Annotated in this window: 20 protein-coding genes; 7 read left to right on the plus strand and 13 right to left on the minus strand. The window is 65.3% G+C overall.

Going from position 1 to position 24,362, the window contains the following annotated elements; translation table 11 throughout:
* Window positions 1-13: 13 nt before the first annotated feature.
* From NK8_RS20085 to fdhE, 4 genes are read right to left on the minus strand one after another with little or no spacing between them, the layout of a single operon-like run.
* A complete protein-coding gene (locus NK8_RS20085; protein ID WP_213229215.1) occupies window positions 14-2,008 on the minus strand; it encodes a VTT domain-containing protein in 1,995 nt (664 codons plus the stop codon).
* 24 nt (window positions 2,009-2,032) lie between these two features.
* Window positions 2,033-3,940: a selenocysteine-specific translation elongation factor gene (gene selB, locus NK8_RS20090; RefSeq protein WP_213229216.1), complete on the minus strand. Its 1,908-nt coding sequence runs from the start codon at window positions 3,938-3,940 to the stop codon at window positions 2,033-2,035.
* On the minus strand, window positions 3,937-5,373 hold the full coding sequence (gene selA, locus NK8_RS20095; RefSeq protein ID WP_213229218.1) for an L-seryl-tRNA(Sec) selenium transferase: 1,437 nt from the start codon (window positions 5,371-5,373) through the stop codon (window positions 3,937-3,939). Before selA ends, selB begins: the two co-directional genes overlap by 4 nt.
* Window positions 5,374-5,380: 7 nt before the next feature.
* Window positions 5,381-6,355, minus strand: coding sequence for a formate dehydrogenase accessory protein FdhE (gene fdhE, locus NK8_RS20100; protein ID WP_213229220.1), 975 nt, complete (start codon window positions 6,353-6,355; stop codon window positions 5,381-5,383).
* 203 nt (window positions 6,356-6,558) lie between these two features.
* On the opposite strand from fdhE, the gene NK8_RS20105 reads away from it, so the two are divergent.
* Window positions 6,559-6,810, plus strand: a complete 252-nt coding sequence (locus NK8_RS20105) for an AbrB/MazE/SpoVT family DNA-binding domain-containing protein (RefSeq protein WP_213230458.1) — start codon at window positions 6,559-6,561, stop codon at window positions 6,808-6,810.
* Window positions 6,804-7,154: a type II toxin-antitoxin system ChpB family toxin gene (locus tag NK8_RS20110; RefSeq protein WP_213229223.1), complete on the plus strand. Its 351-nt coding sequence runs from the start codon at window positions 6,804-6,806 to the stop codon at window positions 7,152-7,154. The genes NK8_RS20105 and NK8_RS20110 overlap by 7 nt, the downstream gene beginning before the upstream one ends.
* A 6-nt stretch (window positions 7,155-7,160) precedes the next feature.
* Here the strand turns inward: NK8_RS20110 and NK8_RS20115 are convergent, their stop codons facing one another.
* The 3 genes from NK8_RS20115 to fdnG are packed head-to-tail and all read right to left on the minus strand — an operon-like array spanning window position 7,161 to window position 11,821.
* Window positions 7,161-7,811 (minus strand): formate dehydrogenase subunit gamma, encoded by a 651-nt coding sequence (locus tag NK8_RS20115; RefSeq protein WP_213229225.1) that lies wholly within the window; start codon window positions 7,809-7,811, stop codon window positions 7,161-7,163.
* Complete coding sequence (fdxH, locus tag NK8_RS20120; RefSeq protein WP_162067786.1) at window positions 7,798-8,742, minus strand: formate dehydrogenase subunit beta; 945 nt, start codon at window positions 8,740-8,742, stop codon at window positions 7,798-7,800. The genes NK8_RS20115 and fdxH overlap by 14 nt, the downstream gene beginning before the upstream one ends.
* A 10-nt stretch (window positions 8,743-8,752) precedes the next feature.
* Entirely contained in the window at window positions 8,753-11,821 is a 3,069-nt protein-coding gene (gene fdnG / locus NK8_RS20125; RefSeq protein WP_213229227.1) for a formate dehydrogenase-N subunit alpha, read from the minus strand.
* A 228-nt stretch (window positions 11,822-12,049) separates the two neighbouring features.
* Between fdnG and NK8_RS20130 the strand changes: the two genes are divergently transcribed.
* The 3 genes from NK8_RS20130 to NK8_RS20140 all read left to right on the plus strand — a co-directional run bounded on the left by NK8_RS20130 (window position 12,050) and on the right by NK8_RS20140 (window position 16,008).
* The gene (locus NK8_RS20130; RefSeq protein WP_213229229.1) at window positions 12,050-13,360 is read left to right on the plus strand and encodes a YihY/virulence factor BrkB family protein; all 1,311 of its coding nucleotides are present in this window, start codon (window positions 12,050-12,052) and stop codon (window positions 13,358-13,360) included.
* A 318-nt stretch (window positions 13,361-13,678) separates the two neighbouring features.
* Complete coding sequence (locus tag NK8_RS20135; protein ID WP_162067789.1) at window positions 13,679-14,845, plus strand: porin; 1,167 nt, start codon at window positions 13,679-13,681, stop codon at window positions 14,843-14,845.
* A gap of 209 nt (window positions 14,846-15,054) precedes the next feature.
* On the plus strand, window positions 15,055-16,008 hold the full coding sequence (locus tag NK8_RS20140) for a glycerophosphodiester phosphodiesterase family protein (RefSeq protein ID WP_213229231.1): 954 nt from the start codon (window positions 15,055-15,057) through the stop codon (window positions 16,006-16,008).
* Between the two features lie 4 nt (window positions 16,009-16,012).
* On the opposite strand, the gene NK8_RS20145 is transcribed toward NK8_RS20140, so the two are convergent.
* The 4 genes from NK8_RS20145 to NK8_RS20160 all read right to left on the minus strand — a co-directional run bounded on the left by NK8_RS20145 (window position 16,013) and on the right by NK8_RS20160 (window position 20,124).
* Window positions 16,013-16,882 carry a proteasome-type protease gene (locus tag NK8_RS20145; RefSeq protein WP_162067791.1) on the minus strand — a complete coding sequence of 290 codons (870 nt, stop codon included), beginning with the start codon at window positions 16,880-16,882 and terminating at the stop codon, window positions 16,013-16,015.
* Window positions 16,883-16,961: 79 nt separating this feature from the next.
* Window positions 16,962-17,759 (minus strand): transglutaminase family protein, encoded by a 798-nt coding sequence (locus NK8_RS20150; RefSeq protein WP_213229233.1) that lies wholly within the window; start codon window positions 17,757-17,759, stop codon window positions 16,962-16,964.
* Window positions 17,760-17,762: 3 nt separating this feature from the next.
* Window positions 17,763-18,716, minus strand: coding sequence for an alpha-E domain-containing protein (locus tag NK8_RS20155; RefSeq protein ID WP_162067793.1), 954 nt, complete (start codon window positions 18,714-18,716; stop codon window positions 17,763-17,765).
* Between the two features lies 1 nt (window position 18,717).
* Window positions 18,718-20,124, minus strand: a complete 1,407-nt coding sequence (locus NK8_RS20160) for a circularly permuted type 2 ATP-grasp protein (protein ID WP_213230460.1) — start codon at window positions 20,122-20,124, stop codon at window positions 18,718-18,720.
* A 139-nt stretch (window positions 20,125-20,263) separates the two neighbouring features.
* Here NK8_RS20160 and NK8_RS20165 point away from each other — a divergent pair, with 139 nt between their 5' ends.
* Window positions 20,264-21,838, plus strand: a complete 1,575-nt coding sequence (locus NK8_RS20165; protein ID WP_225936291.1) for a 3'-5' exonuclease family protein — start codon at window positions 20,264-20,266, stop codon at window positions 21,836-21,838.
* 7 nt (window positions 21,839-21,845) lie between these two features.
* Here NK8_RS20165 and NK8_RS20170 read toward each other — a convergent pair whose 3' ends face one another.
* Window positions 21,846-22,589: an SDR family oxidoreductase gene (locus NK8_RS20170; RefSeq protein WP_213229237.1), complete on the minus strand. Its 744-nt coding sequence runs from the start codon at window positions 22,587-22,589 to the stop codon at window positions 21,846-21,848.
* Window positions 22,590-22,711: 122 nt separating this feature from the next.
* On the opposite strand from NK8_RS20170, the gene NK8_RS20175 reads away from it, so the two are divergent.
* Window positions 22,712-23,611, plus strand: coding sequence for a LysR family transcriptional regulator (locus NK8_RS20175; protein WP_213229239.1), 900 nt, complete (start codon window positions 22,712-22,714; stop codon window positions 23,609-23,611).
* 111 nt (window positions 23,612-23,722) lie between these two features.
* Here NK8_RS20175 and NK8_RS20180 read toward each other — a convergent pair whose 3' ends face one another.
* Window positions 23,723-24,184, minus strand: coding sequence for an HU family DNA-binding protein (locus NK8_RS20180; protein WP_061175489.1), 462 nt, complete (start codon window positions 24,182-24,184; stop codon window positions 23,723-23,725).
* Window positions 24,185-24,362 lie beyond the last annotated feature (178 nt).

Genomic DNA, 24,362 nt, shown 5'->3' on the forward strand with positions numbered 1-24,362 from the left:
GCACCTCGACACGTCATTCGGACCTCGACTCGACCAGCATCACCGGCACGCTCCCACATCCCGTGCTCCTCGCAATTTGGATGCCGCGCCACGGCGCCGGGTCGAAAGCCATCGGATCGATGCGCCGGTCCGGCCGCAGCGTGTTGAACGGCCACGACGGGCGCCGCAGGCGTTCGTGCACGACCGAGCCGAGCCAGATCGGCGCGGGAGGCGTGTCCGCGTGCTCGCTCACGGCGTAATGCGTCGGCCAGAAGCGCAGCACGTCGCGCTCGTCGCTGCCATGCAATGAACGCGTGAACACGAGCTGCGACGGCTCGCCATTGTTCAGGCGCGGCAGCGCGGGCAGCGCGATCGCGGGCGCATTCGGCGACACCACCGACATCACGCTTTGCAGGCTCACGTGCGACACCTCGGTCCAGCCGCGCGACATCAGTTGCGCGCGAATCTGCGCGGGCGTCGCGGCCCATTGCACGGTGATCGGCTCGCGGCGGTCGCCATCCATGCTCGACCGATAGCATGAAAACGTGCGCCACACGGTATCGGTCCATTGAATCGGCGAGATGACGACGGTCGAAGGCGCCGCGCTGTGCGCCTCCGTTTCGTCGCTCAGTTGCAGCGCGACGCTCGCGCAGATCACGGCCAGCACCGCAACCGGCATCAAGGGGCGCGGCTTCGGCTTGGCCGGGTTGCGCCATACGGCCGTGAGCGCGATCAGGAAGACCCATGCGGCGGCGAGCGCGGCGCTGCCGAGCGCATCGGAGATCGTGAAGCGGCCGAAATAGAGGCCCGCGAGCCCGACCGCCGTCACGATCGCCGAGGTCGCCGTCGCGATGAACACGCCCGTCAGCATTCCCACGCGCCGCAGCAGCAGAAACGCAAGGAATCCGTAGATCACGACGGTGGCCGCCACATGACTGCTCGGAAAGAGGTGTTCCGTCGGCGCGAAGGAAACGAGGACCGGCTCGTGCGCGGTGAAGCGGATCGCCACGACGAGCAACTGCGAGAACACGATCGCCACGATCCAGTACGCGACCGTGCGCCAGCGCCGCTCGACACTCATCCACACGATGACCAGCGCGCCGAGCGCGAGCAGCGTCTGGGTGCTGCCGAGCGTGGCGGCGGCATCGAGGATCGAATCGGTCCAGGTCGAGCGAAACGATTGCAGCAGCCGATAGATCGACACATCCACCTGCACGATCGACGCACCGCGCGCGACATTCGCGAGCACCGAGAAAAACAGGATCGCCGAGGCGAGCAGCAGCGCCGAGATGATCACGATGAGACCGGTCGCCGGATTGCCGGGATCGAGCGCGCGCGCCACGAGCCTCGCCGGCAGACCGCGCCCCCGTTGCCCCCAGGCGAGCATGATTTCGCGCGATGCGTTGGTCCAGCGCATCGCGTGCGAGATGAGCACCCGCGCGAGATTGAACACGATCCAGCCGAGCGCGGCGACGATGATCAGAATCACCACGAGCCGGATCGACACCGCGCCCGCCAGTTCGATCGACGCGCCGAACACGACGCCCGGCAGGATATGCGTCGGCGCCCAGATGAGCGCGCTCAGGATGTTCACGGCGAGAAAGCGCGCGGGCGTCATGCCGGCCACGCCCGCGACGACCGGAACGACCGCGCGCATCGGCGCGACGAAGCGCGCGAGCACGACGCTTTTCGCGCCGTGCGCGTCGAAATATTTCTTGCCGGCGACGAGCGCGCCGGGATGCGCGCGAAACGGCCACATCTGCGCGATCCTGTCCGCATAGCGCTGGCCGAACCAGAAGCTCGCGGCGTCGCCCGCGATGGCGCCCGCGATAGCGCAGACGAATACCCAGCCGAGATTCAGCGCGCCCGCGCCGACCAGCGCGCCCGCGATGAACATCGCGGTGCTGCCCGGCACGAAGGTGCCGATGAACGCAACCGATTCGAGAAACGACGCGAGCAGCACCACAGCGAGCGCCCACTCGGGGTGGCCCGACAAAAGGTGCAGCAGCTTGAAGTAGGCATGCTCCATCGTGATCGACAGGGCGCGCGACCGTCAGACCGACTCGTGCCAGCGGCTATCGGCGCGCAACAGGTGCAGGTCGCGGTGGAATCGAGTGTACCCAACGCGGTCGAAGAACTCCAAAATCTGTATCGCGCGCTTGCGGCCGAGCGCGCTGGCATCGCGGAAGGCGGCCGCGCCGAGCGCGCCGCCCTGCGCTTCTGCCGCCTGCGCCACGAGTTGCGCGAGCGCGCCGATCGACGCGCGGCAGTAGAACAGATCGCGCACGACCTGATACACGTCGCCACGCCGCGAGAGCTTTTTCAGGAGCCTGCGCATCTCGTCCTCGCCAACGCCGTGCGCGTTCGCGAGATCGCGCACCCACGGCGGATCGAAGCGGCCCTGTTCGAGCGAGGCGAGCACCGCGCGCGAGAGCGCTTCTTCCTTCTCGTCGAGCGCAACCGTATGCGACGGCAGATGCAGCCACGCCCCGCTCCTCGCGATCGATCCGCCCGCCGCCGCGTCATCGACGAGCGCGCGCCACAACGCATCCGGCGCGAGCGGCGCGGCCATGCGGCGCAGGCGCGCGGCGTCGGCGCCCGGTTCATCGGGATAGCGGGCGTGGAAGGTTTCGAGCGCATCGACGAGGCGCGTTCTCATGGCGTCCCAATGACGCGATGCAATGTAAAGCGCGTCGTCGTGCGTGGATATCGCGCGCAGGCCTTCCGGCGACATCGATCGTCCGCACAGATGTTCGATCAGCGAGCGTTGCAGGCCGTAAGGCGCCTGCGCGAAGAGCGCATCGACGCGGCCCGTGTCCAGCATCTCGACGAGCGCATCGAGCCACGCGCCGCGCTGCGGCGTGCGGCGCTTGCGCGCGGGCGCGAACGGATCGAGCACGCGCCCGCCGCCGACGGTCCGGCTCGCCTGCGCATTGCGCACGATGAAGCGATCGCCGGGCAGCGCGCACACGGGGTCGTCGAAGACGAGTTGCACGCGCGCCGTGTGACCGGCGGCAAGCGTATCCGCTTCGAGCAGCGCGACATGCGCCACGCGATGCGTCGTGCCGAGATGCACATGCAGCGGCGCCCAGTGTGCGAGCGTGAGCTGCGCGTCTTCGAGCAGCGTCAGTTCGACATCCAGTCGCGGGGACGCGTGCGCGAGCCGCGCATCGACGATCCAGTCGCCGCGCGCAAGCGCATGTTTGTCGATGCCCGCGAGATTGAGCGCGCAGCGCTCGCCCGCGCGGCCCGTCCGCGTCGCGCGATTTTGCGCGTGGATGCTGCGCACGCGCACGGGCTCGCCCCCCGTTTCGCGCGGCGCGAGCGCAAGCACGTCGCCGCTATTCACGCGGCCCGCGAACACCGTGCCCGTCGCGATCGTGCCTTGTCCCGCCAGCGTGAAGACACGGTCGACCGCGAGCCGGAAGAAGCCGTCGTCGCGGCGCGTGCGCCAGTGCGCGGCGGCGGCGTGGAGATATGCATTCAGCGCGGCGACGCCCGCGTCGCCGTCTTTCGTGGCGTCGGTGTCGAACAGGGGCGCGTCGCGCAATGGGCCGTCCGCGAGCAGCGTTTCGATTTGCGCGTGCACGTCCCGCACGCGCGCGGCATCCACGCGATCGCACTTCGTCACCGCGACCGCGCCATGCGTCACGCCGAGCAGTTCGAGTATCGCAAGATGTTCGCGCGTCTGCGGCATCACGCCATCGTCGGCGGCGATCACGAGCAAGGCGAAATCGATGCCGCACGCGCCCGCCGCCATCGTGTGCACGAGCTTCTCGTGACCGGGCACGTCGATGAAACCGAGCACGCCGCCGTCGTTCAACGGCACATACGCGTAACCGAGTTCGATCGATATGCCGCGCGCCTTTTCTTCCTTCAGGCGATCGGTGTCCACGCCCGACAGCGCGCGCACGAGCGTGGTCTTGCCGTGATCGATGTGCCCCGCCGTGCCGACGATCATTCGCGTGCTTCCAGTTGCGCGACGAACGTGGCTTCGTCGGCTTCTTCGAGGCAGCGCAGATCGAGCCGCAATGCGCCGTCCGCGATGCGCCCGAGCACCGGACACGGCAACTCGCGCAAGCGCTTCTCGATGCGGTTCAGCTGGCCGCCCGGGCGCTTGCCGCTCGCGAGGCGCACCGCGAGACCGTAGCTCGGCAGCACGTCGACGGGCAACGCGCCGCTGCCGATCTGACTGAACATCGGCTCGGCGCTGACGAGGAACGCAGCGCCGACCATGCGTTGCAACGCAGGCTCGACGCGCTCGGCGGCGAGGCGCATCGCGTCGGCGGGACGCGTCAGCAGCCGCAAAGTCGTGAGGCGTTCGGCCAGCGTCTCGGGCGCGCGATAGAGACGCAGCACCGCTTCGAGCGCCGCGAGCGTCAGCTTGCCGACGCGCAGCGCGCGCTTCAACGGATGCTTCTTGATCTTCGCGATGAGTTCGCGGCGCCCGACGATCAGCCCGGCCTGCGGTCCGCCCAGCAGCTTGTCGCCGCTGAAGGTGACGAGATCGGCGCCCGCCGCGATGGTCTCGCGCACCGTCGCCTCGCGCGGCAAACCCCATTGCGCGAGATCGACGAGCGTGCCGCTGCCGAGGTCCATCGCCAGCGCAAGGCCGCGCGCTTTTGCGAGCGGCGCGAGTTCCGCGAGCGTCACTTCCTTCGTGAAGCCGCTCACCGCGTAATTGCTGCAATGAACTTTCATCAGCAGCGCGGTCTTCGCGTTGATCGCTTCGTCGTAGTCTTTCAGGTGCGTGCGATTCGTCGTGCCGACTTCGCGCAGCTTCGCGCCCGCGCGGCTCATGATGTCGGGAATGCGAAACGCGCCGCCGATTTCGACCAGCTCGCCGCGCGACACGATCACTTCGCGGCGCGCCGCGAGCGCGGACAGCGTGAGCAGCACGGCCGCCGCGTTGTTGTTCACGACGGTGGCGGCTTCCGCACCCGTCAGCTCGCAGATCAGGCCATTGATGAGGTCGTCGCGATCGCCGCGTGCGCCGGTATCGAGATCGAATTCGAGATTCGCGGGGCGCGTCAGAATGTCGGCCACGGCCCGCACGGCTTCGTCGGGCAAGAGCGCGCGGCCGAGATTCGTGTGCAGCACGGTGCCCGTGAGATTGAAGACGCTGCGTATGTTGCTTTGCGCGCGCTTCGCAAGCCGCGCGCCGACCGCGCGCGCGAGTTGCGCATCGCTCAGGGCATCGACGGATGCGCGGCCCACCTGCGCGTCGCCGCGCCAGGTATCGAGCGTCTGCCGCAACACAGCCAGTGTCTGCGTGCGCCCGTATCCGCCGATGACCGGCTCGAACTCCGCCGATGCCAGCACGCGTTCGACCGACGGCACCCGGGCCATCAATGCACGCAGTTCGCCGCCGTCGCTTCCTGTCACGTCGCTCATGAATCGCTCATTGGTCGTCTTGCGACTGCTCGGGCCACAGCCACGGATGAGGCGCCGCGCGCCGGTAGCCCGCTTCGCCCATCAGCAGATCGAGCGTGAGGCTCGCGAGATCGTCGGCGTAGGGCTCGAAGTCGTACGCCTTGTCCTGATAGCCGATCTTGCGATACGTGCCGCATTCGTCACACGACTCGGCCTTGAGCGGCGCGCCTTTCGCCTTCGCGGCTCTCGCTTCTTCGGGTTCGTCGCCGGTGCCCATCGCGTGATAGGCGATGCCCTTGGTCGAATCGCAGTTCGAGCATTTCGCGCGCACGACATGCCATTCGGTCGCGCACAGTCCGCATTGCACGTAACGATAGCCGTCATGCGCCCCGCCGACGCGCACGACGCTCGCCACCGGCACCCAGCCGCATACCGGGCACACGCCGGGCGCATCGAGCCACGGCACGTCGTTCATGTCGATGCGGCTCGCGAGATCGGTCCACACGACCTGCAGCGCGGCCGCGATGAACGGCGCGGCAGCCGGGTCGATCTCCGCGAAACGCAGCGCGAGGATCGCATCGGCCTGGCTGTCGAGCGCGGCGGCATCGAGCGCGCGCAGGCGGGATACGAGTTGCGCGAGCGGCGGCGTCAGCGCGCCCGCGGCTTCGATGCCGTCGAGCAACATGAAGAGCACGTCGCGCCACGCGGGATCGCGCTCATCCGTGAGCGCAGGCACGATCGGCATCGAATGGCGCTGGTTCAGTTCGATCGATGCGCGCGGGGGCATCGGAGAGTCGATGTTCGCCAGGACGCGCTGCTGGGCATCGGCCAGCGTGGCCATCAGGCGCAGATAACCGGCAATGGGATTGCTCGCGTCCGCGAGTTGCAAGAGACGCGCGGCGCGCGCTGCGAACAGCGTCGCGCGTTCGGGCATGCGCAAGCGCGGAATGGCCGATGGATCGAGCGACTGGATTCTCGCGGCTTCGACGATGCGTTGGACCACGGAAGGTTTCCTCGGGAAGCGTTGCGGAACGGGCATGCACCGTTCCTATGCCCACTGGCCGACTGCGCCTGCCTAGCATATCAGCATAAAGTCAAGTCGCATGGCGCTTGCACCTGCGTATCTACAACGTGTACACATCGACTTGACTGGAAGATAAAATGGTATCTACAATGGATCTACATTTCTGGGACATCTTCTCGCTTATGAAACTCTCGATACAAAAGTGGGGCAACAGTGCCGCCGTGCGCTTGCCCGCCGCATTGCTGGATCAGGCGAAACTGGAACTCGGCGACCAGTTGAGCGTCGAGGTTCGTCCGGACGGCATCATGCTCACCCCGGCGCGACCCAGCTATGCCCTCGCCGATCTGGTCGCTCAATGCGACTTCACCGCGCCGATGCCCGAAGACCTGGTCGCCTGGAACAACCTCAAGCCGGTGGGAGGTGAAGCATGGTAAGGCGAGCCAAATTCGAACGCGGCGACATCGTGCGCGTGAACCTGAACCCGACCGTCGGCCATGAACAGCAAGGCGAGTTCCGGCCCGCTCTCGTGCTCTCGTCGGGCGTGTTCAACGCCATGGGCGTCGCGCTCGTCGCGCCGATCACCCAAGGCGGGAACTTCGCGCGCTTCGCCGGTTTCGCGGTCCCGCTTGCCGGCGACGGCATTGAAACACAAGGCGTCGCGCTGGTGAACATGATCCGCACGCTCGATCTCGAAGCGCGGGGCGCGCGCAAGGTTGCGCGTGCGTCGGTCGCGGCAACCGAAGACGCGCTCGCCCGGCTGCAGGCCATCCTCGACTGAGTCCGCCTACTTCCCGATCGTTTCCCTGAACCACCTTGGATGATGCTTCCTCGCCCATCCATACGTGACCGTGCCGCGCGTCATCGCGCCGATCGAACCCTTGACCCAGAGCGCGGCGTAGATATGCACGATGATCGACACGATCAGCACGAACGCCGTCGCCGCATGCACGACCGACGCGATGCGAATGACCGTGACCGGGAAATAGAACGCGAAGTAGGCACGCCAGATCACGATCCCGCTGATGAGCAGCAAGACGAGACTCGCCACCATCACGAAGAACAGCAGCTTCTGCCCCGCGTTGTACTTGCCGATTTCCGGCAGGCGGTCTTCGCGATTGGTGAGCACGTCGTTCATCTGCTTCATCCACTGGACATCGTTACGGTCCAGATAGTTGTGATGCCAGAAACGCAGCGCGAGGATCAGGAACGAAAGGAACATCACGCATCCGACGAACGGATGAAGAATGCGCGTCCACTGCCCGCCGCCGAAGATCGCATAAAGCCATGACATCGACGGATGGAACATCGCGAGCCCGGACAACGCGAGCAGCACGAAGGTAATCGCCGTGATCCAGTGATTGGTCCGCTCGTTCGGCGTGTAGCGCACGATCAGACGGTGGCCCTTCACGTCACGCAGTTCGCTATCGTGTTTCATCTTCACGCTCCTGTCCGCCTTCCCGGCGACGGCGCACCTCTTCCGCTTCGCGATGCGCCTCCAGTTCGTCTTCGTCGCTGACTTCGTTCGGGCCGATGCGCGTGTAATGGAAAAAGCCCGCGAGCGCCGCTATCGCGATGCCCGCCATCGCGAGCGGCTTGGTCACGCCCTTCCAGATCGACACGAGCGGGCTGATATGCGGGTCTTTCGCGAGTCCGTGATACAGCTCGGGCTGATCCGCATGATGCAGCACGTACATCACATGCGTGCCGCCCACGCCCGCCGGATCGTACAGACCCGCATTCGCGAAGCCGCGCTCCTTCAGGTCCTCGACGCGCTCGGCGGCCTGCGCCTGCATGTCCACTTTGGTGCCGAACATGATCGCGCCGGTCGGGCAGGTCTTCACGCACGCCGGCTCCTGCCCGACCGCGACGCGGTCCGAGCACAGCGTGCATTTATAGGCGCGATGATCTTCCTTCGAAATCCGCGGAATGTTGAACGGACAACCGGTGATGCAATAGCCGCAGCCGATGCAGTTCTCCTCGTGAAAATCCACGATGCCGTTCGTGTACTGCACGATCGCACCCGGCGACGGACACGCCTTCAGACAGCCCGGATCCTCGCAATGCATGCAGCCGTCCTTGCGAATCAGCCATTCGAGGTCGCCCTTCGGATTCTCGTATTCGGTGAAGCGCATCACCGTCCACGAATGCTCCGTGAGGTCGCGCGGATTGTCGTAGACGCCGGTCGTGTGACCGACCTCGTCGCGCAAGTCGTTCCATTCCATGCAGGCCGTCTGACACGCCTTGCAGCCGATACACTTCGACACGTCAATGAGCTTCGCCACCGCGCCCGTGGCCGGCTCGCGCACCTGCGTCGGCGGCGTGGTCGTCGCCGAGACACGCTTGATATCGAGCGATTGCAGAGCCATCTCGTCCCCCTTAGGCCTTCTCGACCTTCACGAGGAACGACTTGAACTCGGGTGTCTGCGAGTTGCCGTCGCCCACGGAAGGCGTGAGTGTGTTGACGAGATAGCCCGGCTGCGCGAGGCCCTTGAAGCCCCAGTGCAGCGGCAGGCCGACGGTGTGCACCTTCTTGCCCTCGATGGTCAGCGGCTTGATGCGCTTGGTGACGAGCGCCACCGCGACGATATGCCCGCGATTGCTCGACACCTTCACGCGATCGCCCGCGACGACGCCCACTTCCTTCGCATGCTCCTCGCTGATCTCCACGAACTGCTGCGGCTGGATGATCGCGTTCAGGCGCGCGTGCTTGGTCCAGTAGTGGAAGTGCTCGGTGAGGCGATAGGTGGTCGCCGTGTCGGGGAACTTGTCGGCGGTGCCGAACGCGGCGCGATCGTCCGGGAACACGCGCGCGGCGGGATTGCTCGTCGCGGCCTTGTTGTCCCGGAAGAACGGGTTGTAGCCGAGCGGCGTTTCGAACGGTTCATAGTGCGTGGGGAACGGCCCTTCGTTCATGCCGTCGCGCGCGAAGAAACGCGCGACGCCCTCCGGGTTCATGATGAACGGGCTCATGCCTTTTTCCGGCGGCTCGTCGGCCTTGAAGTCGGGGACGTCCGGACCCGTCCAGGCGCGCCCGTTCCACGCGACCAGCTTTCTCGACGGATCGAACGGCTTGCCGTTCACATCGCACGATGCGCGGTTGTACAGCACGCGCCGGTTCGCCGGCCACGCCCACGCCCAGCCGAGCGTCTGGCCGATGCCGGTCGGGTCCGAGTTGTCGCGCCGGCCCATCTGGTTGCCCGCCTGCGTCCACGAGCCGCAGAAAATCCAGCAGCCGCTCGCGGTCGAGCCGTCGTCGCGCAACTGCGCGAAGCTCGCCAGTTGCTCGCCGCGTTTCGCGAGCACTTTGGTCTGATCGGCGGGATCGGTGACATCGGCGAGCGCGCGGCCGTTGAACTCCATCGCGATCTCTTCGGGCGTCGGGCTTTCCGGGTCCGCGTAGGGCCACGTCATCTTCAGGATCGGATCGGGATACTTGCCGCCCTTTTCCTGATAAGCCTTTCGCATGCGCAGCCACAAGCCCGACATGATCTCGAGATCGCTCTTCGCCTCGCCCGGCGCGGCCGCGCCCTGCCAGTGCCATTGCAGCACGCGCGACGAACTCACGAGCGAGCCGCGTTCTTCGGCGAAACAGGTGGTCGGCAGGCGGAAGACTTCGGTCTGGATCTTCGATGCATCGACGTCGTTGAATTCGCCGTGGTTCTTCCAGAACTCCGATGTCTCGGTCGCGAGCGGGTCCATGATGACGAGCCACTTCAGCTTCGACAGCCCGAGCCCGATCTTCGCCTTGTTGGGCGCCGCCGCCAGCGGATTGAAGCCCTGGCAGATGTAGCCGTTCATCTTGCCCGCGGCCATCAGCTCGAAGACCTGCAGCATGTCGTAGGACTTGTCGAGCTTGGGCAACATGTCGTAGCCGAAGTTGTTGTCGGCCGTCGCGTTGTCGCCCCACCACGACTTCATGAAGCTCACGTAGAACGCGCGATAGTTCTTCCAGTAGCTCAGTTGATTCGGCCGCAGCGGTTGCGCCGCGCGCTTCTTGATGTACTCCTCGTAGTCCTGCTCGCCTTCCATCGGCAAAGTCATGTAGCCGGGCAGCAGGTTCGACATCAGGCCGAGGTCGGTCAGGCCTTGAATATTCGAATGCCCGCGCAGCGCATTCATGCCGCCGCCCGCAATGCCGATATTGCCGAGCAGCAGCTGCACCATCGCGCCCGTGCGGATCATCTGCGCGCCGACCGAATGATGCGTCCAGCCGAGCGCATAGAGAATCGTCGCCGCGCGATTCGGCACGGCGGTCGACGCGAGCATCTCGCAGACTTTCAGAAACTTGTCGGTCGGCGTGCCGCAGACCTTCGTCACCATTTCAGGCGTGTAGCCGGCGTAGTGCTGCTTGAGCAGGTTGTAGACGCAGCGCGGATGACTCAGCGTGAGGTCGGTTTTCACGTAACCGTCCTCGCCGCGCTCGTAGTCCCAGCTCGATTTGTCGTACTTGCGCTTCTCCGCGTCGTAGCCCGAGAACACGCCGTCCTTGAACGCGTAGTCCTCGCGCACGATGAACGACATGTCCGTGTAGTTCTTCACGTACTCATGCTGGATCTTGTCGTTCGTGAGCAGATAGTTGATCACGCCGCCGAGAAACGCGATGTCCGTGCCGGTGCGTATCGGCGCGTAGAAATCCGCAACCGATGCGGTGCGCGTGAAGCGCGGATCGACGACCATCAGCCGCGCGCGGCGATGCGCCTTCGCCTCCGTCACCCACTTGAAGCCGCACGGGTGCGCCTCGGCCGCGTTGCCGCCCATCACCAGAATCAGATCCGTGTTCTTGATGTCGACCCAATGGTTCGTCATCGCTCCACGGCCAAACGTCGGGGCAAGACCTGCCACCGTCGGGCCATGTCAGACACGCGCCTGATTATCGAATGCGAGCATCCCGAGACTGCGGACCGTCTTGTGCGTCAGATAGCCGACTTCGTTGCTGCCCGCCGACGCCGCGAGAAAGCCCGTGGTCAGCCATCGGTTGACCTTCTTGCCGTCCGGCGTCGCCTCGACGAAATTCGCGTCGCGGTCTTCCTTCATCAGCACGGCGATGCGGTCGAGCGCGTCTTGCCACGATATCTGCTTCCACTCGTTCGACCCGGGCGCGCGATGTTCGGGAACCGTCAGACGGCTCGGGCTATGAATGAAGTCGATGAGCGAGGCGCCTTTCGGGCAGAGCGTGCCGCGATTGACCGGATGATCCGGATCGCCTTCGATATGAATGATGCTTGCCTTGGCGTTCTTGGCGTTGTCGCCGAGGCCGTACATCAGGATGCCGCACCCGACCGAGCAGTACGGGCAGGTGTTACGCGTTTCCGTGGTGCGCGACAGTTTGTACTGCCGGACTTCGGCGAGCGCGGGAGCCGGGGAGAAGCCCAATGCCGCCAGGCTCGATCCGGCGAGCGTGCTCGCGGAGACCTTGAGGAACTGTCGCCGTGACATTTGGAGCATGATTGCCCTCGGCACGTCGTAAGGTGGGTGTCTACAGTATATGGTGATCGATTACATCTGCCAGACGGATTGAACCGGTATTTGCACCGATGCGCCCGTTTGTCGCCACAAGCATCGCCGTCGCAGCAAGTCGCGCGCCAGGACATGGGTGTCGTGGAATGGAACGTGCTCGACGGATGAGCATCGCCGCACACATTCGCGATTCATTCAAGGATCCAAGAGGTCGTCATGAGTTCCGTCTCAACGCAGAAGATCGAAGCGGTCGTGAAAAAAGATGCTTCGTGGGCGCTCGGCGCGCTCAAGCAGTTCTCGGAAAACCGCTGCGCAGCGATGGCCGCGAGCATCGCGTTCTATTCGGCGTTCTCGCTCGCACCGACGCTCGTCATGGTGATCGCCGTCGCGGGCTGGGTCTTCGGGCCGGAAGCCGCGCGCGGGCAACTCTTTCATCAGGTGAACGGCCTCATCGGCGATCAGGCCGCGGCGGGCGTGCAGAGCATCGTCGAGAATGCACATCGCAGCGGCGGCACGGGCCTCGCCGCGATCATTTCGTTTGCGCTGCTGGCAGCCGGCGCGTCGGCGACATTCTCATCGCTCAATACGGCGCTCAACATCGTCTGGCCGATGACCGCCGAGCAGCGCTCCAGCGTCATGGCGATGGTGCGGGTGCGGCTCGTCTCGTTCGGGTTGGTGCTGGGTGTCGCTTTTCTGCTGATCGTGTCGCTCGTGCTCGACACGGCGATTCAGGCGGTCGGCATGTGGCTGTGGGCGGATTCGCCGTTCGTGATCGTCGGCGATGTCGTGCAGCTCGCGGCCGGACTCGCGATTCTCACCGTCGCGTTCGGCGCGCTGATGAAGTTCCTGCCCGACGCGCCCGTGCAATGGCGCGATGCGCTGGTCGGCGGACTGGTCGCCGCGCTGCTTTTCTCGGCGGGCAAGAAGCTGTTCGCGCTCTATCTGACGCACGCGGGAACCGCGAGCGCGTTCGGCGCGGCGGGCTCGCTCGCGGTGCTGTTGATGTGGCTCTATTTCTCCGCCGCCGTGCTGCTGCTCGGCGCGGAGTTTTCGGCGGCGCGCGCGCGGCTGCACGATCCGCGCGGCGCGTGGGGCCAGCAGAACAGCGGCAACGTGCCGCCGGGCAGCCGCGCGAAGATCGGCTCGCTGCTCGCCGCATCGACGCGCACCGCCACGCCGATGGCCGGCGCGGCATCGACGACCGCTCCCGTCGACGAGACTACGAAACGCGCAATCGGCGCGCGCGCGCAGCATGCCCAGCATCTGACCGGGGAGGCGCGCAAGAAAGTATCCGCCGTGGCGCGGGCGCTGGAGTTGTCGCGCAAGCTGGCGCGTGCCGAATCGACCGCCACGCGCGTCACCGCGCTCGCGATGGTCGGCGCGGGCCGCAAGGCGTCGCACGCGAATGCGGCGGTGCGGCGGCATCCGTGGCGCGCGGTGCTGGTCGCGGCGAGCGCGGGCATGGCGATCGCGCTGCTGACCCGGCGCGACATGACGCGGCAACAGGATCCGACCGTCCGACGCTGAATCCGCGTTCCGCGCGCGCTGTCCGCCAATCCCGAAAAATCCCGCGTTGAAAATGCGCTTTGTTATTTGAATCGACGGTAATCGCGCACCAGCCCAAAATCCGCCGATTCAAATAGTCGATTGCGCACGGAACTTTTCCGAACTGCCCCAGTCTCCCAAAATTCGTTTCGAAACTGCCCGAAAACCTTTACGGACGGGCAGATGACCCGAGTGTGTGTTTTTCGAGACAGTCTATATTTTTCATTTCTTAAGTTTCGAAACGTTGCGTTATTCTCTGCGCCGGCAACAACGATTTTAATCATTCGCGTGGAGAATTCGATGAAGAAATTCGCACTGACGTCCCTCTCGCTGGCGCTGCTCGGCGCAGCAGGCGCGGCACAGGCTCAAAACAGCGTGACCCTGTATGGCGTGATCGACGCTGGTATCGGCTATGTGAGCCATGCCAACGCGAACGGCGACAAGCTGGTCGGCATGATCAACGGTAACCTGTCCGGCGACCGCTGGGGCTTGAAGGGTCAGGAAGACCTGGGCGGCGGTCTGAAGGCGATCTTCCAGTTGGAAAACGGCTTTGACGTCGGCACGGGCCGTCTCGGCCAGGGCGGCCGCGAATTCGGCCGTCAGGCGTTCGTCGGCCTGTCCGGCAACCAGTGGGGCACGGTCACGCTGGGTCGCCAGTACGATCCGCTGGTCGACATGGTTCAAGGCATCACGGGTGACAACTACTGGGGCGCAGCCTTCGCAACGCCGGGCGACGTCGACAACTACGACAACTCGCTGCGCGTGAGCAACGCCGTCAAATACGTGTCGCCGAACTACGCCGGCTTCCAGGTCGAAGGCCTGTACGGCTTCAGCAACCTGGCGGGCACGACGGGCCAAGGCCAGACGTGGTCGGCAGCTGCGACGTACAACAACGGCCCGCTGGCTGTTGCAGGCGGCTACTTCTACGCGAACAACCCGAGCGCAGGCCGCGTGCCGGCAACGACCGCCAGCGGCTGGGGCAGCCCGTCGTCGGACTCGCTGTTCAACAGCCCGGTCAACGGCGCATATTCGACGGCTCAGGCTATCGGTATCGCTCGCGGCGCGGTTCAGTACTCGATCGGCGCATTCACGGTCGGCGGTTCGTACAGCAACGCGCAGTACAAGGCTGACGGCGCATCGCGCTTCGGCTCGCAGCACTTCAACATCGGCAACGGCTTCGTGAACTTCCAGATCACGCCGGCTCTGTTGACGGGTCTGGGCTACACGTACACGAAGGCGGGTGGCGACACCTCGGCGACGTACCATCAGGTCAGCCTGGGCGCGGACTACTCGCTGTCGAAGCGCACGGACTTCTACGCTGTTGCGGCTTACCAGCACGCAAGCGGCGACCAGCGTAACGGCGACGGCACGACCAGCTCGGCGCAAGCGTCGATCGGCTCGTATGGCTACGAAAGCGGCCGCAGCCACCAGGAACTGGTCATCGTGGGCGTGCGTCACAAGTTCTAAGAACAACCGACTGGCGTGGCACGCGAGTGCCGCGTCGGCAGGACCGCAGTACCCTCGAACAGCCATCGGTTTTGCCGGTGGCTGTTTTTTTATGCGCGCGCGTCGCGTGGCAAAGCGCAACAAAGCGTCAAAATCAACCGCGCGCGTGCAACGCGTCCGGACGACGGCAGCAGAATGGCCCGGATATCGAAATCCAGGAGATTCGCACGATGCCGCTACGCCCGATCCTTCATCGCTTCATCGTCTTCGCCGTGTGCATCGTGAGCGCCGCGTGCGCAACGGTCGATTCACCCGCCCTGCCGATGATCGTCGCGCATCGCGGCGGCGCGGCCGACTATCCCGAGAACACGCTGATCGCCATCGAGGGCGCGCTGCACAATCGCGCTGATGCGATCTGGCTCACCGTGCAACTCACCCGCGATGGCGTGCCGGTGCTGTATCGTCCGGCCGATCTTTCGGTGAACACCGACGGCCGCGGCGCGGTCGCGGACTTCGACCTGACCGCACTCCAGCGGCTGAATGCGGGATGGAACTTCGCGCCACACGACGCGAGCGGCGCGGCGCGTCAGCCGTATCGCGACCATCCGGTGCGGATTCCGACGCTCGCCGCGGCGTTGCGCGCGATTCCGCCCGCCGTGCCCGTGATGCTCGACATGAAAGCGCTACCCGCCGCGCCGCAGGCGGCAGCCGTCGCGCGCGTGCTGAACGAGGAAAACGCGTGGCCGCGCGTGCTGATCTATTCGACCGATGCTGCGTATCAGAACGCCTTCGCAGCGTATCCGCAGGCGCGCGTCTTCGAATCTCGCGATGCCACGCGCGCAAGGCTCGCCGCCGTCGCGCTCGCGAGGACGTGCGAGGCGCCGCCGCCGTCCGGAACATGGACCGCGTTCGAATATGCGAGAAAGATGGAGCTGGTCGAAACGTTCACGCTCGGCGAAGCGCGCTCGGCGGTCACGGCGAAGCTGTGGACGCCCGAAGCGATCAAGTGCTTCCGCACCAGCGGGAACACGCCGATCGTTGCGATCGGCGTCGAGAACGCCGACGATTACCGCGCCGCCGCCTGCCTGGGCGTGACCGCCGTGCTTGCCGATTCGCCGCGAAACATGCGCGCGATCAGGGCGAACATGGCGCTGCCTCTGCAATGCCCGTCCGACATGCGCTGACGGCTCACCGCTGCGGCGCGTTACCCGTGGGGCTGGTGTCCTCCGCGAGCGTCTGCGCGGGCGCATCCGAGCCGCATGGCAAATCGCCGATGACGAGCCGCGGCACCGTGCTGCGCGTCTCGCGCGGGCGCAGCGGAACGTTGTCGAGTTCGGTCCACGACGGATTCGGAATCTCGCCGAAAAGCTGCCGCAGACGCTCGCCCCAGGTCTTGTTGATCATCTGGTAGTAGGCGCTGTTGTTGTCGAGCGTGGCGAAGCGCGTCACGCGCAGCGAGTCCTTTTCGTAGACCAGCAGGTCGAGCGGCAAACCGACCGAGAGATTCGAGCGCAGCGTCGAATCCATCGAAATGAGCGCGCATTTGGCGGCTTCGTCGAGCGGCGATGCGGGCGTGATCACGCGGTCGATGATCGGCTTGCCGTACTTCGATTCGCCGATCTGAAAATACGGCGACACGCGCGTCGATTCGATGAAATTGCCCGCCGCGTAGATCATGAACAGGCGCGGCGGCTGGCCGCAGATCTGTCCGCCGAGAATGAAGCTGCAATTGAAGTCGACGCTGAATTCCGCGAGCGACAGCGCGTCGCGCCGATGCACCTCGCGCACCGCGTCGCCGACGATGCGCGCGGCTTCCGCCATGGTCGGCACGCTGTAGAGCGTGGGCGCGCCGGGGTCGGACGGCTCCCCGAGCAGATGGGTCACCGCCTGCGTCAGGGCGAGGTTGCCCGCCGCGAGCAGAACGATCACGCGCTCTCCCGGCTGTTCGAAAACAACCATCTTGCGCGCGGCGCTCACGTGGTCCACGCCGGCGTTGGTGCGCGTGTCGGACAGGAACACGAGCCCCTCGTCCACGCACATGCCCACGCAATAAGTCATGTCAATCCGTCCTGAAACAAGCAAACCGCTATTGTACTGAGCGCGACTGCGGGTCGCATCCACCCGCTCATTGATTCGCTCATTGGTCCGCTCGTGCTTCGATATCGATGTGCACCGCGAGCGTTTCCTCCTTGCCGCCCACGCGCGCGCCGCGCACCGGTGCAGCGGCTTCGTGATCCCGCGCGACCGCGAGCCGGCAATGGCGCTCGCCCGCGAACGCGGCCTGGGTCGCATCCACCGATACCCAGCCGTGCTCGACCCAGACATCGACCCATGCATGCGTCGTCGGGGCGGCGCTCGGGCCTGCATCGACATAACCGCTCACGCAGCGCGCCGGCACGCCGCGCACACGGCAGCACGCGAGCATCAGATGGGCGAAATCGCGCGCGTCGCCGAAGCCGCTCGCAAGCGCCTGCGCGGCCGTGCCCGCGGCATACGCCGGTTCGTGGCGATACTGCACGCCAGCCGCGATACGCTCGGCCAGCGCCACGAGCGACGCCGACGTATCGAGCGACGGCACGCGATGCGCAAGCTCGCGCACCGCCGCATCCGGTGAAGTCAGCGGCGTCGCGCAGGTGAAATGTTCGAGCGGAATCGGACCGGCTTCATCGAAGAGGCGGCCATCGGCAAGCGCTTCGGTTTCGACTTCGCCCGCCATGCTCACGTGCATTTCGCTGTGCGGCTTCATCAGCACCAGCGTGTGCAGCACGTTGCCGTAGGCATCGCGCGCGGTGTCGAGCTTGCCCGGCGCTTCGACGTGCCAGTGCCGCACGAGCTGCGCGGCGCCGCTCGCAGGGGTCACGCGAAACTGCTGGATCGAATACGTGACGGGCGCGGCGTAGCGGTAACGGATGTCGTGGCGTATGGTCAGCAGCATGATTCACGCAATCGGCAACATGAGGAAAGTGTGCATCACGCGCAGGCCGAGTTCATCGACCCGCTTCAGAAACTGCGTGAGCCACGCGTGCACGCCAGTCTCCAGAATCTGGCGGATGTCGGCGTAGAGCACGTCCGCGCGCAGCTTGCCCGCGAAGCGCTCGCAGTCCTTCGACGCATCCGTGCGCAGCTTCGCGAGCGTCTCGCAGACGCCATCGAGCGACGCCAGCAGCGAGCGCGGCATCTGCTCGTTGAGGATCAGCAGTTCGACGACACGCGCGGGCGTCACGACATCGCGATACACCTTGCGATAGATCTCCAGCGCCGATACGGAACTGAGTATCGACGTCCAGTAGTAGAAATCTTCGAGCTGGCGCGCCGCCTCGCGCGAGTTCGGCGTGGCGTCGGCGAATCGCACATCGAGAATGCGCGCGGTGTTGTCCGCGCGTTCGAGATAAGCGCCGAGCTGCATGAAGAAGAACGCATCGTCGCGCAGCGCGGTGCCCTGCATCACGCCGCGGCACAGGTTCGAGCGGTACTTGACCCATTCGAAGAGCGCGTCCGGACTCATGACGAGCTCGAGCTTCGCGAGCCGCTGATTGAATTCGAGCCACGTGAAGTTGATGGTTTCCCAGCCTTCGGTCGTGAGCGTGCCGCGCACCGCGCGCGCGTTCTCGCGGGTCGCCTGCAGGCACGAGAGAATGCTCGACGGATTGCGCGCGTCGGCGGCCATGAAATGCAGCATGTCTTCGCGCTCGTACGATCCAGGATAGCGCTCGTCGAACATGTCCTCCAGTTCGGAGATCTTCAGCACCGAGCGCTGCGCGCGCGCCGCCTGTTCGGGCGTTTGCGGCAGCAGCGCGCCTTCGAGATTGATGTCGAGCATGCGCGCGGTGTTCTCCGCGCGCTCCATGTAGCGCGCCATCCAGAACAGGTGATCGGCGGTGCGGCTCAGCATGTCATTCGACCATCCACGTGTCTTTGGTCCCGCCGCCCTGCGACGAGTTGACGACGAGCGAGCCTTCACGCAACGCCACGCGCGTGAGGCCGCCCGCGCACATCGACACTTCGCGGCCCGAAAGCACGAACGGCCGCAAGTCGATATGACGCGGCGCGATGCCCGCCTCAACGAAAGTCGGGCAGGCGGACAGCGCGAGCGTCGGCTGCGCGATATAGCCTTCGGGCCGCGCGATGAGCCGGGCGCGAAACACTTCAATCTCGTCGCGGGTCGATGCCGGCCCGACGAGCATGCCGTAACCGCCCGCGCCATGCACTTCCTTCACGACGAGTTCCGCCAGATGCGCGAGCGTGTACGCGAGATCGTCGGCCTTGCGGCATTGATACGTCGGCACGTTGTTGAGGATCGGCTTCTCGCCGAGGTAGAACTCGATCATGTCGGGCACGAACGGATAGATGGATTTGTCGTCGGCGATGCCGGTGCCCATCGCGTTCGCGAGCGTCACGCGCCCCGCGCGATACGAGGTCAGCAGACCCGGAATGCCGAGCGCCGAATCCGCGCGAAACGCGAGCGGATCGAGAAAATCATCATCGACGCGGCGATAGATCACGTCGACGCGGCGCGGCCCGTGCGTCGTACGCATGAAAACGTAATTGTCGTCGACGAAGAGATCCTTGCCCTCGACGAGTTCCACGCCCATCTGCTGCGCGAGAAAGGTGTGCTCGAAATAGGCGGAGTTGTACATGCCGGGCGTCAGCACGACGACGGCAGGATCGTCGACGCCCTCGGGCGCGATCGAGCGCAAGGTCTCCAGCAGCAGGTCGGGATAATGCGCGACCGGCGCGACGCGGTTCTGCACGAAGAGTTCGGGAAAGAGCCGCATCATCATCTTGCGGTTTTCCAGCATGTACGACACGCCCGAGGGCACGCGCAGATTGTCTTCGAGCACGTAGAATTCGCCCGCTTCGCCCGCGCGCACTACGTCGACGCCGGCGATGTGCGCGTACACGTCGAGCGGCACGTCCACGCCCTGCATCTCCGGCCGATACTGCGCGTTCGTATAGACCTGCTCGGCGGGAAGGCGTCCGGCGAGCACGATATCGCCGTCGTGATAGATGTCGTGAAGAAACAGATTGAGCGCCTGCACGCGCTGCCGCAAGCCGGCTTCGAGCACGCGCCATTCGTCGCCGGGAATGATGCGCGGAATCATGTCGAATGGAATGAGCCGCTCGGTGCCGGACAGGTCGCCATTCACCGCGAAGGTGATGCCCACGCGCCGGAACAGCACGTCCGCCTCGGCCCGCTTGCGCGCGATCGTCTCGGGGCTCTGCATCGAGAGCCAGCGGGAGAACCGCGCGTAGTGGCTGCGCACGGTGTCGTCCTGACGCATTTCATCGTAGATCTGCATCATTGCGTCCTTCGTTTTTCGGCGCGTTTCGTTGCAGTATCGGACGAAAAACGCGTGACGTGTGCCACTTTTTTAACGCGCGTTCATGGTGCACGGCGGTTTCGCGCTAGACTTTCCCTTCATCGTCCTACGTTTGAACATGTCCGACGCCTTCGAAGACGAAGCCGATTCGCTCGCCGACGCCCTCCTCGCAGGACTCGCGCGCCCGATCGTGTTCGTCGATCTGGAAACCACGGGTTCGAACGCCACCGAAGACCGCATCACCGAGATCGGCGTCGTGGAAGCGAGCACGGCGGGCATCGAGCGCTGGAGTGTGCTCGTCGATCCGGGCGTGCCGGTGCCGCCGTTCATCTCGCGCCTGACCGGCATCGACGACGCGATGCTGCGCGGCCAGCCGAGCTTCGAATCGCTCGCGCCCGCGCTCGCCGAGCGGCTGCACGGCAAGCTCTTCGTCGCGCACAACGCGCGTTTCGATTACGGCTTTCTCAAGAACGCCTTCCGCCGCGCAGGCATCGCGTTTCGCGCCGATACGCTGTGCACGGTGCGGCTGTCGCGTGCGCTCTTTCCGTCGGTCGAACGGCATGGGCTCGATGCGCTCATCGCGCGGCTGAATCTCGCGCCTGAAGGACGCCATCGCGCGCTCGCCGACGCCGATCTGCTCTGGCAGTTCTGGCAGAAGATTCACGCGCTGTACCGGCAGGACCTCGTCGATGCCGCGATCAGGACGCTCGTCAGGCGCGCGAGTCTGCCCGCGGCGTTGCCCGAAGGCGCCCTCGATGCGCTGCCGTCGACGCCCGGCGTCTATCTCTTTCACGGCGACGACGACGTGCCGCTCTATGTCGGCAAGAGCATCAATCTGAAACAACGCGTCGCGGCCCATTTTTCGGGCGATCACAGGCTTCAGAAGGACTTGTCGATCTCGCAGGCCATCCGCCGCATCGAATGCCGCGAGACGGTCGGAGAACTCGGCGCGCTGCTGCTCGAAGCCAGGCTCGTGAAAGAGTTGAAGCCGACGCACAACCGCCTGCTGAAAGGCGCGTCGGGAGCCTGCGCGTGGCAGTGGCTGCCCGGCGCGAGCGCGCCGACGCTCGTGAAGGCGAATGCGCGCGATCTGTCGCGCGAGGCGCATCTCTTCGGCGTGTTCGCATCGCGCGCCAAGGCGCATGCGTTCATGCGCCATGTCGCCGATGAGCACACGCTCTGTCACGCGACGCTCGGGCTGGAAAAGGCGCCGCTGTCGCGCAGTCGCGGCTGCTTCGGCTATCAGGTGAAACGCTGCCTCGGATCGTGTGCGAACGTTGAAACAGTCGCGGATCACGCGGCGCGCGCGCTCGCGGCGCTGGAGCACGCGCGTCTCGTGCGCTGGCCACATGAAGGACCGATCGCCATCCCCGAGCGCGACGAACACACGGGGCGCGAAGCGTGGCACGTGATCGATCGATGGTGCTATGTCGGCACCTGCGCGACGCGCGACGAGATCGCGCGGCTGCTCGCCGATGCCCCCGATCTGCGCCCTTTCGATACCGACGTGTACGGCCTGCTTGCGAAGCGCATCGCGTCGGGACAACTCGCGTGGATCGCCTGCGATGCGCGGCCCGCGTTCCATCTCGTCGTACAAGAGGCGCCCGCGCGCGCAGCCGCCATCACGCCGCAGACGAAACGCGCCGCGAAGCGCCGCGCGATCGTCGCCGATCAGTTCGCACTGATGTTCTGAACGCGCCTCAGGCGATGCCGCCGTTCGCGCGCAACACCTGCCCGTTGACCCAGCCCGCATCCGGGCCGACGAGAAACGCGACGACCGCCGCGATATCGTCCGGCTGACCGAGCCGTTCGAGCGGCGGCATCTTCGAGAACGCCGCGATCTGCTCGTCGGTCTTGCCGTCGAGGAACAGCGAGGTCGCCACCGGTCCCGGCGCCACCGCGTTCACCGTGATGCCGCGCCCGCGCAACTCCTTCGCGAACACATGCGTAAACGATTCGACCGCCGCCTTGGTTGCGTTGTAGATCGCGTAGCCGGGCATGTTCAGCGCGAGCGTCGTGCTCGAAAAATTGACGATGCGCCCGCCGCCGTTCATGCGCGCCGCCGCCTCGCGCAGCGTATTGAAGGTGCCGCGCACGTTGATATCGAAGGTCTGATCGTAGAGCGCGTCGCTCGTGTCGGCGAGCGGCACGGTCTTCAATACGCCCGCGTTGTTGACGAGCGCATCGACCTTGCCGAGTTCCGCTTCGACCGTGCCGAACATGCGGCGCACGTCGTCCGCGCTGGCGACATCCGCTTTCACGGCGATCGCCGCGCTGCCCGCTTCACGCAATTCGGCGACGAGCGCCTCCGCTTCCTTCGCGCTCGCCGCGTAGTTCACCGCGACCGCGAAGCCGTCGCGCGCGAGCCGCCGCGCGATCTCGGCGCCGATGCCGCGCGATGCGCCCGTGACGATGGCCACGCGTTCCGTTTTGATCTGACTCATGATGTGCTCCTCAAAGATGGGCTGTTCAATGAGCAGCATGATGGATCATTCCGTTTCCGCGATCATCGTGCGTGGCTTAGTATCATCGTTCCAGTTGCTTCAACAATTCGACGCTCAAGCCTATGGATCGATTCCAGGAGATGCAGGTGTTCGTGCGTATCGCGGAGCGGCACAGCTTCACGCAGGCCGCCGACGATCTGCAGATACCGCGCGCCACCGTCACCAATCTGATGAAGCGCATGGAAGAGCGGCTCGGCACGCGCCTGCTCGAACGCACGACGCGCACAGTGCGCCTCACGCACGACGGCGAGGCGCACTACCGGCGCTGCGTGCGCCTGATCGCGGATCTGGAGGAAGCGGAAGACTCGTTCAGACATGTCGAGCCGAAGGGTCTGTTGCGCGTGAATCTGCAGGGCACGCTCGCGCGGCACTTCATCATGCCGGGACTGCCCGCGTTTCTCGAACGCTACGGGCGCATCGAACTGCATATCGGCGAGGACGACCGGCTCGTCGATCTCGTGCGCGAAGGCGTCGATTGCGTGCTGCGCGCGGGCACGTTGCAGGATTCGTCGATGATCGGCCGGCGCGTCGCGCTGCTCGAACAGGTGACGGTGGCGAGCGCCGCGTATCTCGCGCGCGAAGGCGTTCCAGATGATCTCGAAGCGCTCGCGTCGCATCGCGCGGTGAACTTCGTTTCGAGCGCGACGGGGCGCGTGCTGCCGCTCGAATTCGCCATCGATGACCGCATCGAAGCGATCGAGCTGCAGGCGGCGATATCGGTGACGGGCGTCGAGATGTATACGCAGGCCGCGCTCGCGGGACTCGGCATCGTTCAGGTGCCGCGCTATCACGTCGACGATGCGCTCGCCGATGGCCGCCTGCATGTCGTGCTGCCGAACCTGCCGCCACCGCCGATGCCCGTCTCCGTGCTCTATCCGCATAACCGTCAGCTATCCGCGCGGGTACGGGTTTTTGCGGACTGGTTGAGCGAGATCTTCGCGCAATACAACGTGCGCGCTTGAACAAATCAAAAGCAAAAGAGGCCAGCATCCCGGTGAAGGGAAGCTGGCCTCTTTTTCATCGAGCTTCGATTTCGCTGACGAAACCAAAGCCGCAACGCTGGCGAAAGTAACTTAAGCCGCTGCGTCCTTCAGCTTCTTCAGCGCGCGCGCCTTGATGCGAACGCTTGCCGGCTTGGCCGGGAACCAGCGCTCTTCACCCGAGAACGGGTCCTTGCCGAAGCGTTTCTTCTTCGCCGGCACGGCTTGCGCGGAGATCTTCAGCAGACCCGACAGCGTGAATTCGCCTGCGCCCTTCTTGTGGATCGAGCCGAGGATGGTGTCTTCCAGCGCGACCAGAACGGCCTTCACTGCCTTCACGTCGACAGCGGCGCGCTCGGCGAGGTGCGTCGCGAGCGATGCCTTCGTGAACGTATCCTTGATCGGCGAGGGAGCGCCCGTGGTCTTCTTCGCGGCTACTACTTTCTTCGCGGCAACCTTCGGCGCTGCTGCTTTCTTCGCCGGTGCGGCGGCGGTCTTCGCCGTGGCCTTCTTGGCCGGGGCTTTCTTGGCAGCGGTTTTAGCGGAAGTCGGCATGTTTCTCCTACCTGTTTTTTGGTCAGTGATGTTCGAATACGTTCGCACCGATGCGTCGTATCACGCCGGATTCTACATAGGCCAAGCGAGTTCGTGCGAGTCTTTTGCGCTTTTATATCGTTTTTATAGGGGTTTTTCGTGGCGTCGCTGAAACACGCGAGCCATCGACGCATCATGA

Source organism: Caballeronia sp. NK8, assembly GCF_018408855.1.
Classification (GTDB): domain Bacteria; phylum Pseudomonadota; class Gammaproteobacteria; order Burkholderiales; family Burkholderiaceae; genus Caballeronia.

What these genes read in the sequence shown, in the direction of transcription:
- NK8_RS20135 (WP_162067789.1), top strand. Translation starts at nt 13,679, where the DNA reads ATGAAGAAATTCGCACTGACGTCCCTCTCGCTGGCGCTGCTCGGCGCA.
- NK8_RS20110 (WP_213229223.1), top strand. Translation starts at nt 6,804, where the DNA reads ATGGTAAGGCGAGCCAAATTCGAACGCGGCGACATCGTGCGCGTGAAC.
- NK8_RS20165 (WP_225936291.1), top strand. Translation starts at nt 20,264, where the DNA reads ATGTCCGACGCCTTCGAAGACGAAGCCGATTCGCTCGCCGACGCCCTC.
- NK8_RS20085 (WP_213229215.1), bottom strand. Translation starts at nt 2,008, where the DNA reads ATGGAGCATGCCTACTTCAAGCTGCTGCACCTTTTGTCGGGCCACCCC.
- selB (WP_213229216.1), bottom strand. Translation starts at nt 3,940, where the DNA reads ATGATCGTCGGCACGGCGGGGCACATCGATCACGGCAAGACCACGCTC.
- NK8_RS20130 (WP_213229229.1), top strand. Translation starts at nt 12,050, where the DNA reads ATGAGTTCCGTCTCAACGCAGAAGATCGAAGCGGTCGTGAAAAAAGAT.
- NK8_RS20115 (WP_213229225.1), bottom strand. Translation starts at nt 7,811, where the DNA reads ATGAAACACGATAGCGAACTGCGTGACGTGAAGGGCCACCGTCTGATC.
- NK8_RS20140 (WP_213229231.1), top strand. Translation starts at nt 15,055, where the DNA reads ATGCCGCTACGCCCGATCCTTCATCGCTTCATCGTCTTCGCCGTGTGC.
- NK8_RS20175 (WP_213229239.1), top strand. Translation starts at nt 22,712, where the DNA reads ATGGATCGATTCCAGGAGATGCAGGTGTTCGTGCGTATCGCGGAGCGG.
- NK8_RS20150 (WP_213229233.1), bottom strand. Translation starts at nt 17,759, where the DNA reads ATGCTGCTGACCATACGCCACGACATCCGTTACCGCTACGCCGCGCCC.
- selA (WP_213229218.1), bottom strand. Translation starts at nt 5,373, where the DNA reads ATGAGCGACGTGACAGGAAGCGACGGCGGCGAACTGCGTGCATTGATG.
- NK8_RS20145 (WP_162067791.1), bottom strand. Translation starts at nt 16,882, where the DNA reads ATGACTTATTGCGTGGGCATGTGCGTGGACGAGGGGCTCGTGTTCCTG.
- NK8_RS20160 (WP_213230460.1), bottom strand. Translation starts at nt 20,124, where the DNA reads ATGCAGATCTACGATGAAATGCGTCAGGACGACACCGTGCGCAGCCAC.
- fdxH (WP_162067786.1), bottom strand. Translation starts at nt 8,742, where the DNA reads ATGGCTCTGCAATCGCTCGATATCAAGCGTGTCTCGGCGACGACCACG.
- NK8_RS20105 (WP_213230458.1), top strand. Translation starts at nt 6,559, where the DNA reads ATGAAACTCTCGATACAAAAGTGGGGCAACAGTGCCGCCGTGCGCTTG.
- NK8_RS20155 (WP_162067793.1), bottom strand. Translation starts at nt 18,716, where the DNA reads ATGCTGAGCCGCACCGCCGATCACCTGTTCTGGATGGCGCGCTACATG.
- NK8_RS20170 (WP_213229237.1), bottom strand. Translation starts at nt 22,589, where the DNA reads ATGAGTCAGATCAAAACGGAACGCGTGGCCATCGTCACGGGCGCATCG.
- NK8_RS20180 (WP_061175489.1), bottom strand. Translation starts at nt 24,184, where the DNA reads ATGCCGACTTCCGCTAAAACCGCTGCCAAGAAAGCCCCGGCCAAGAAG.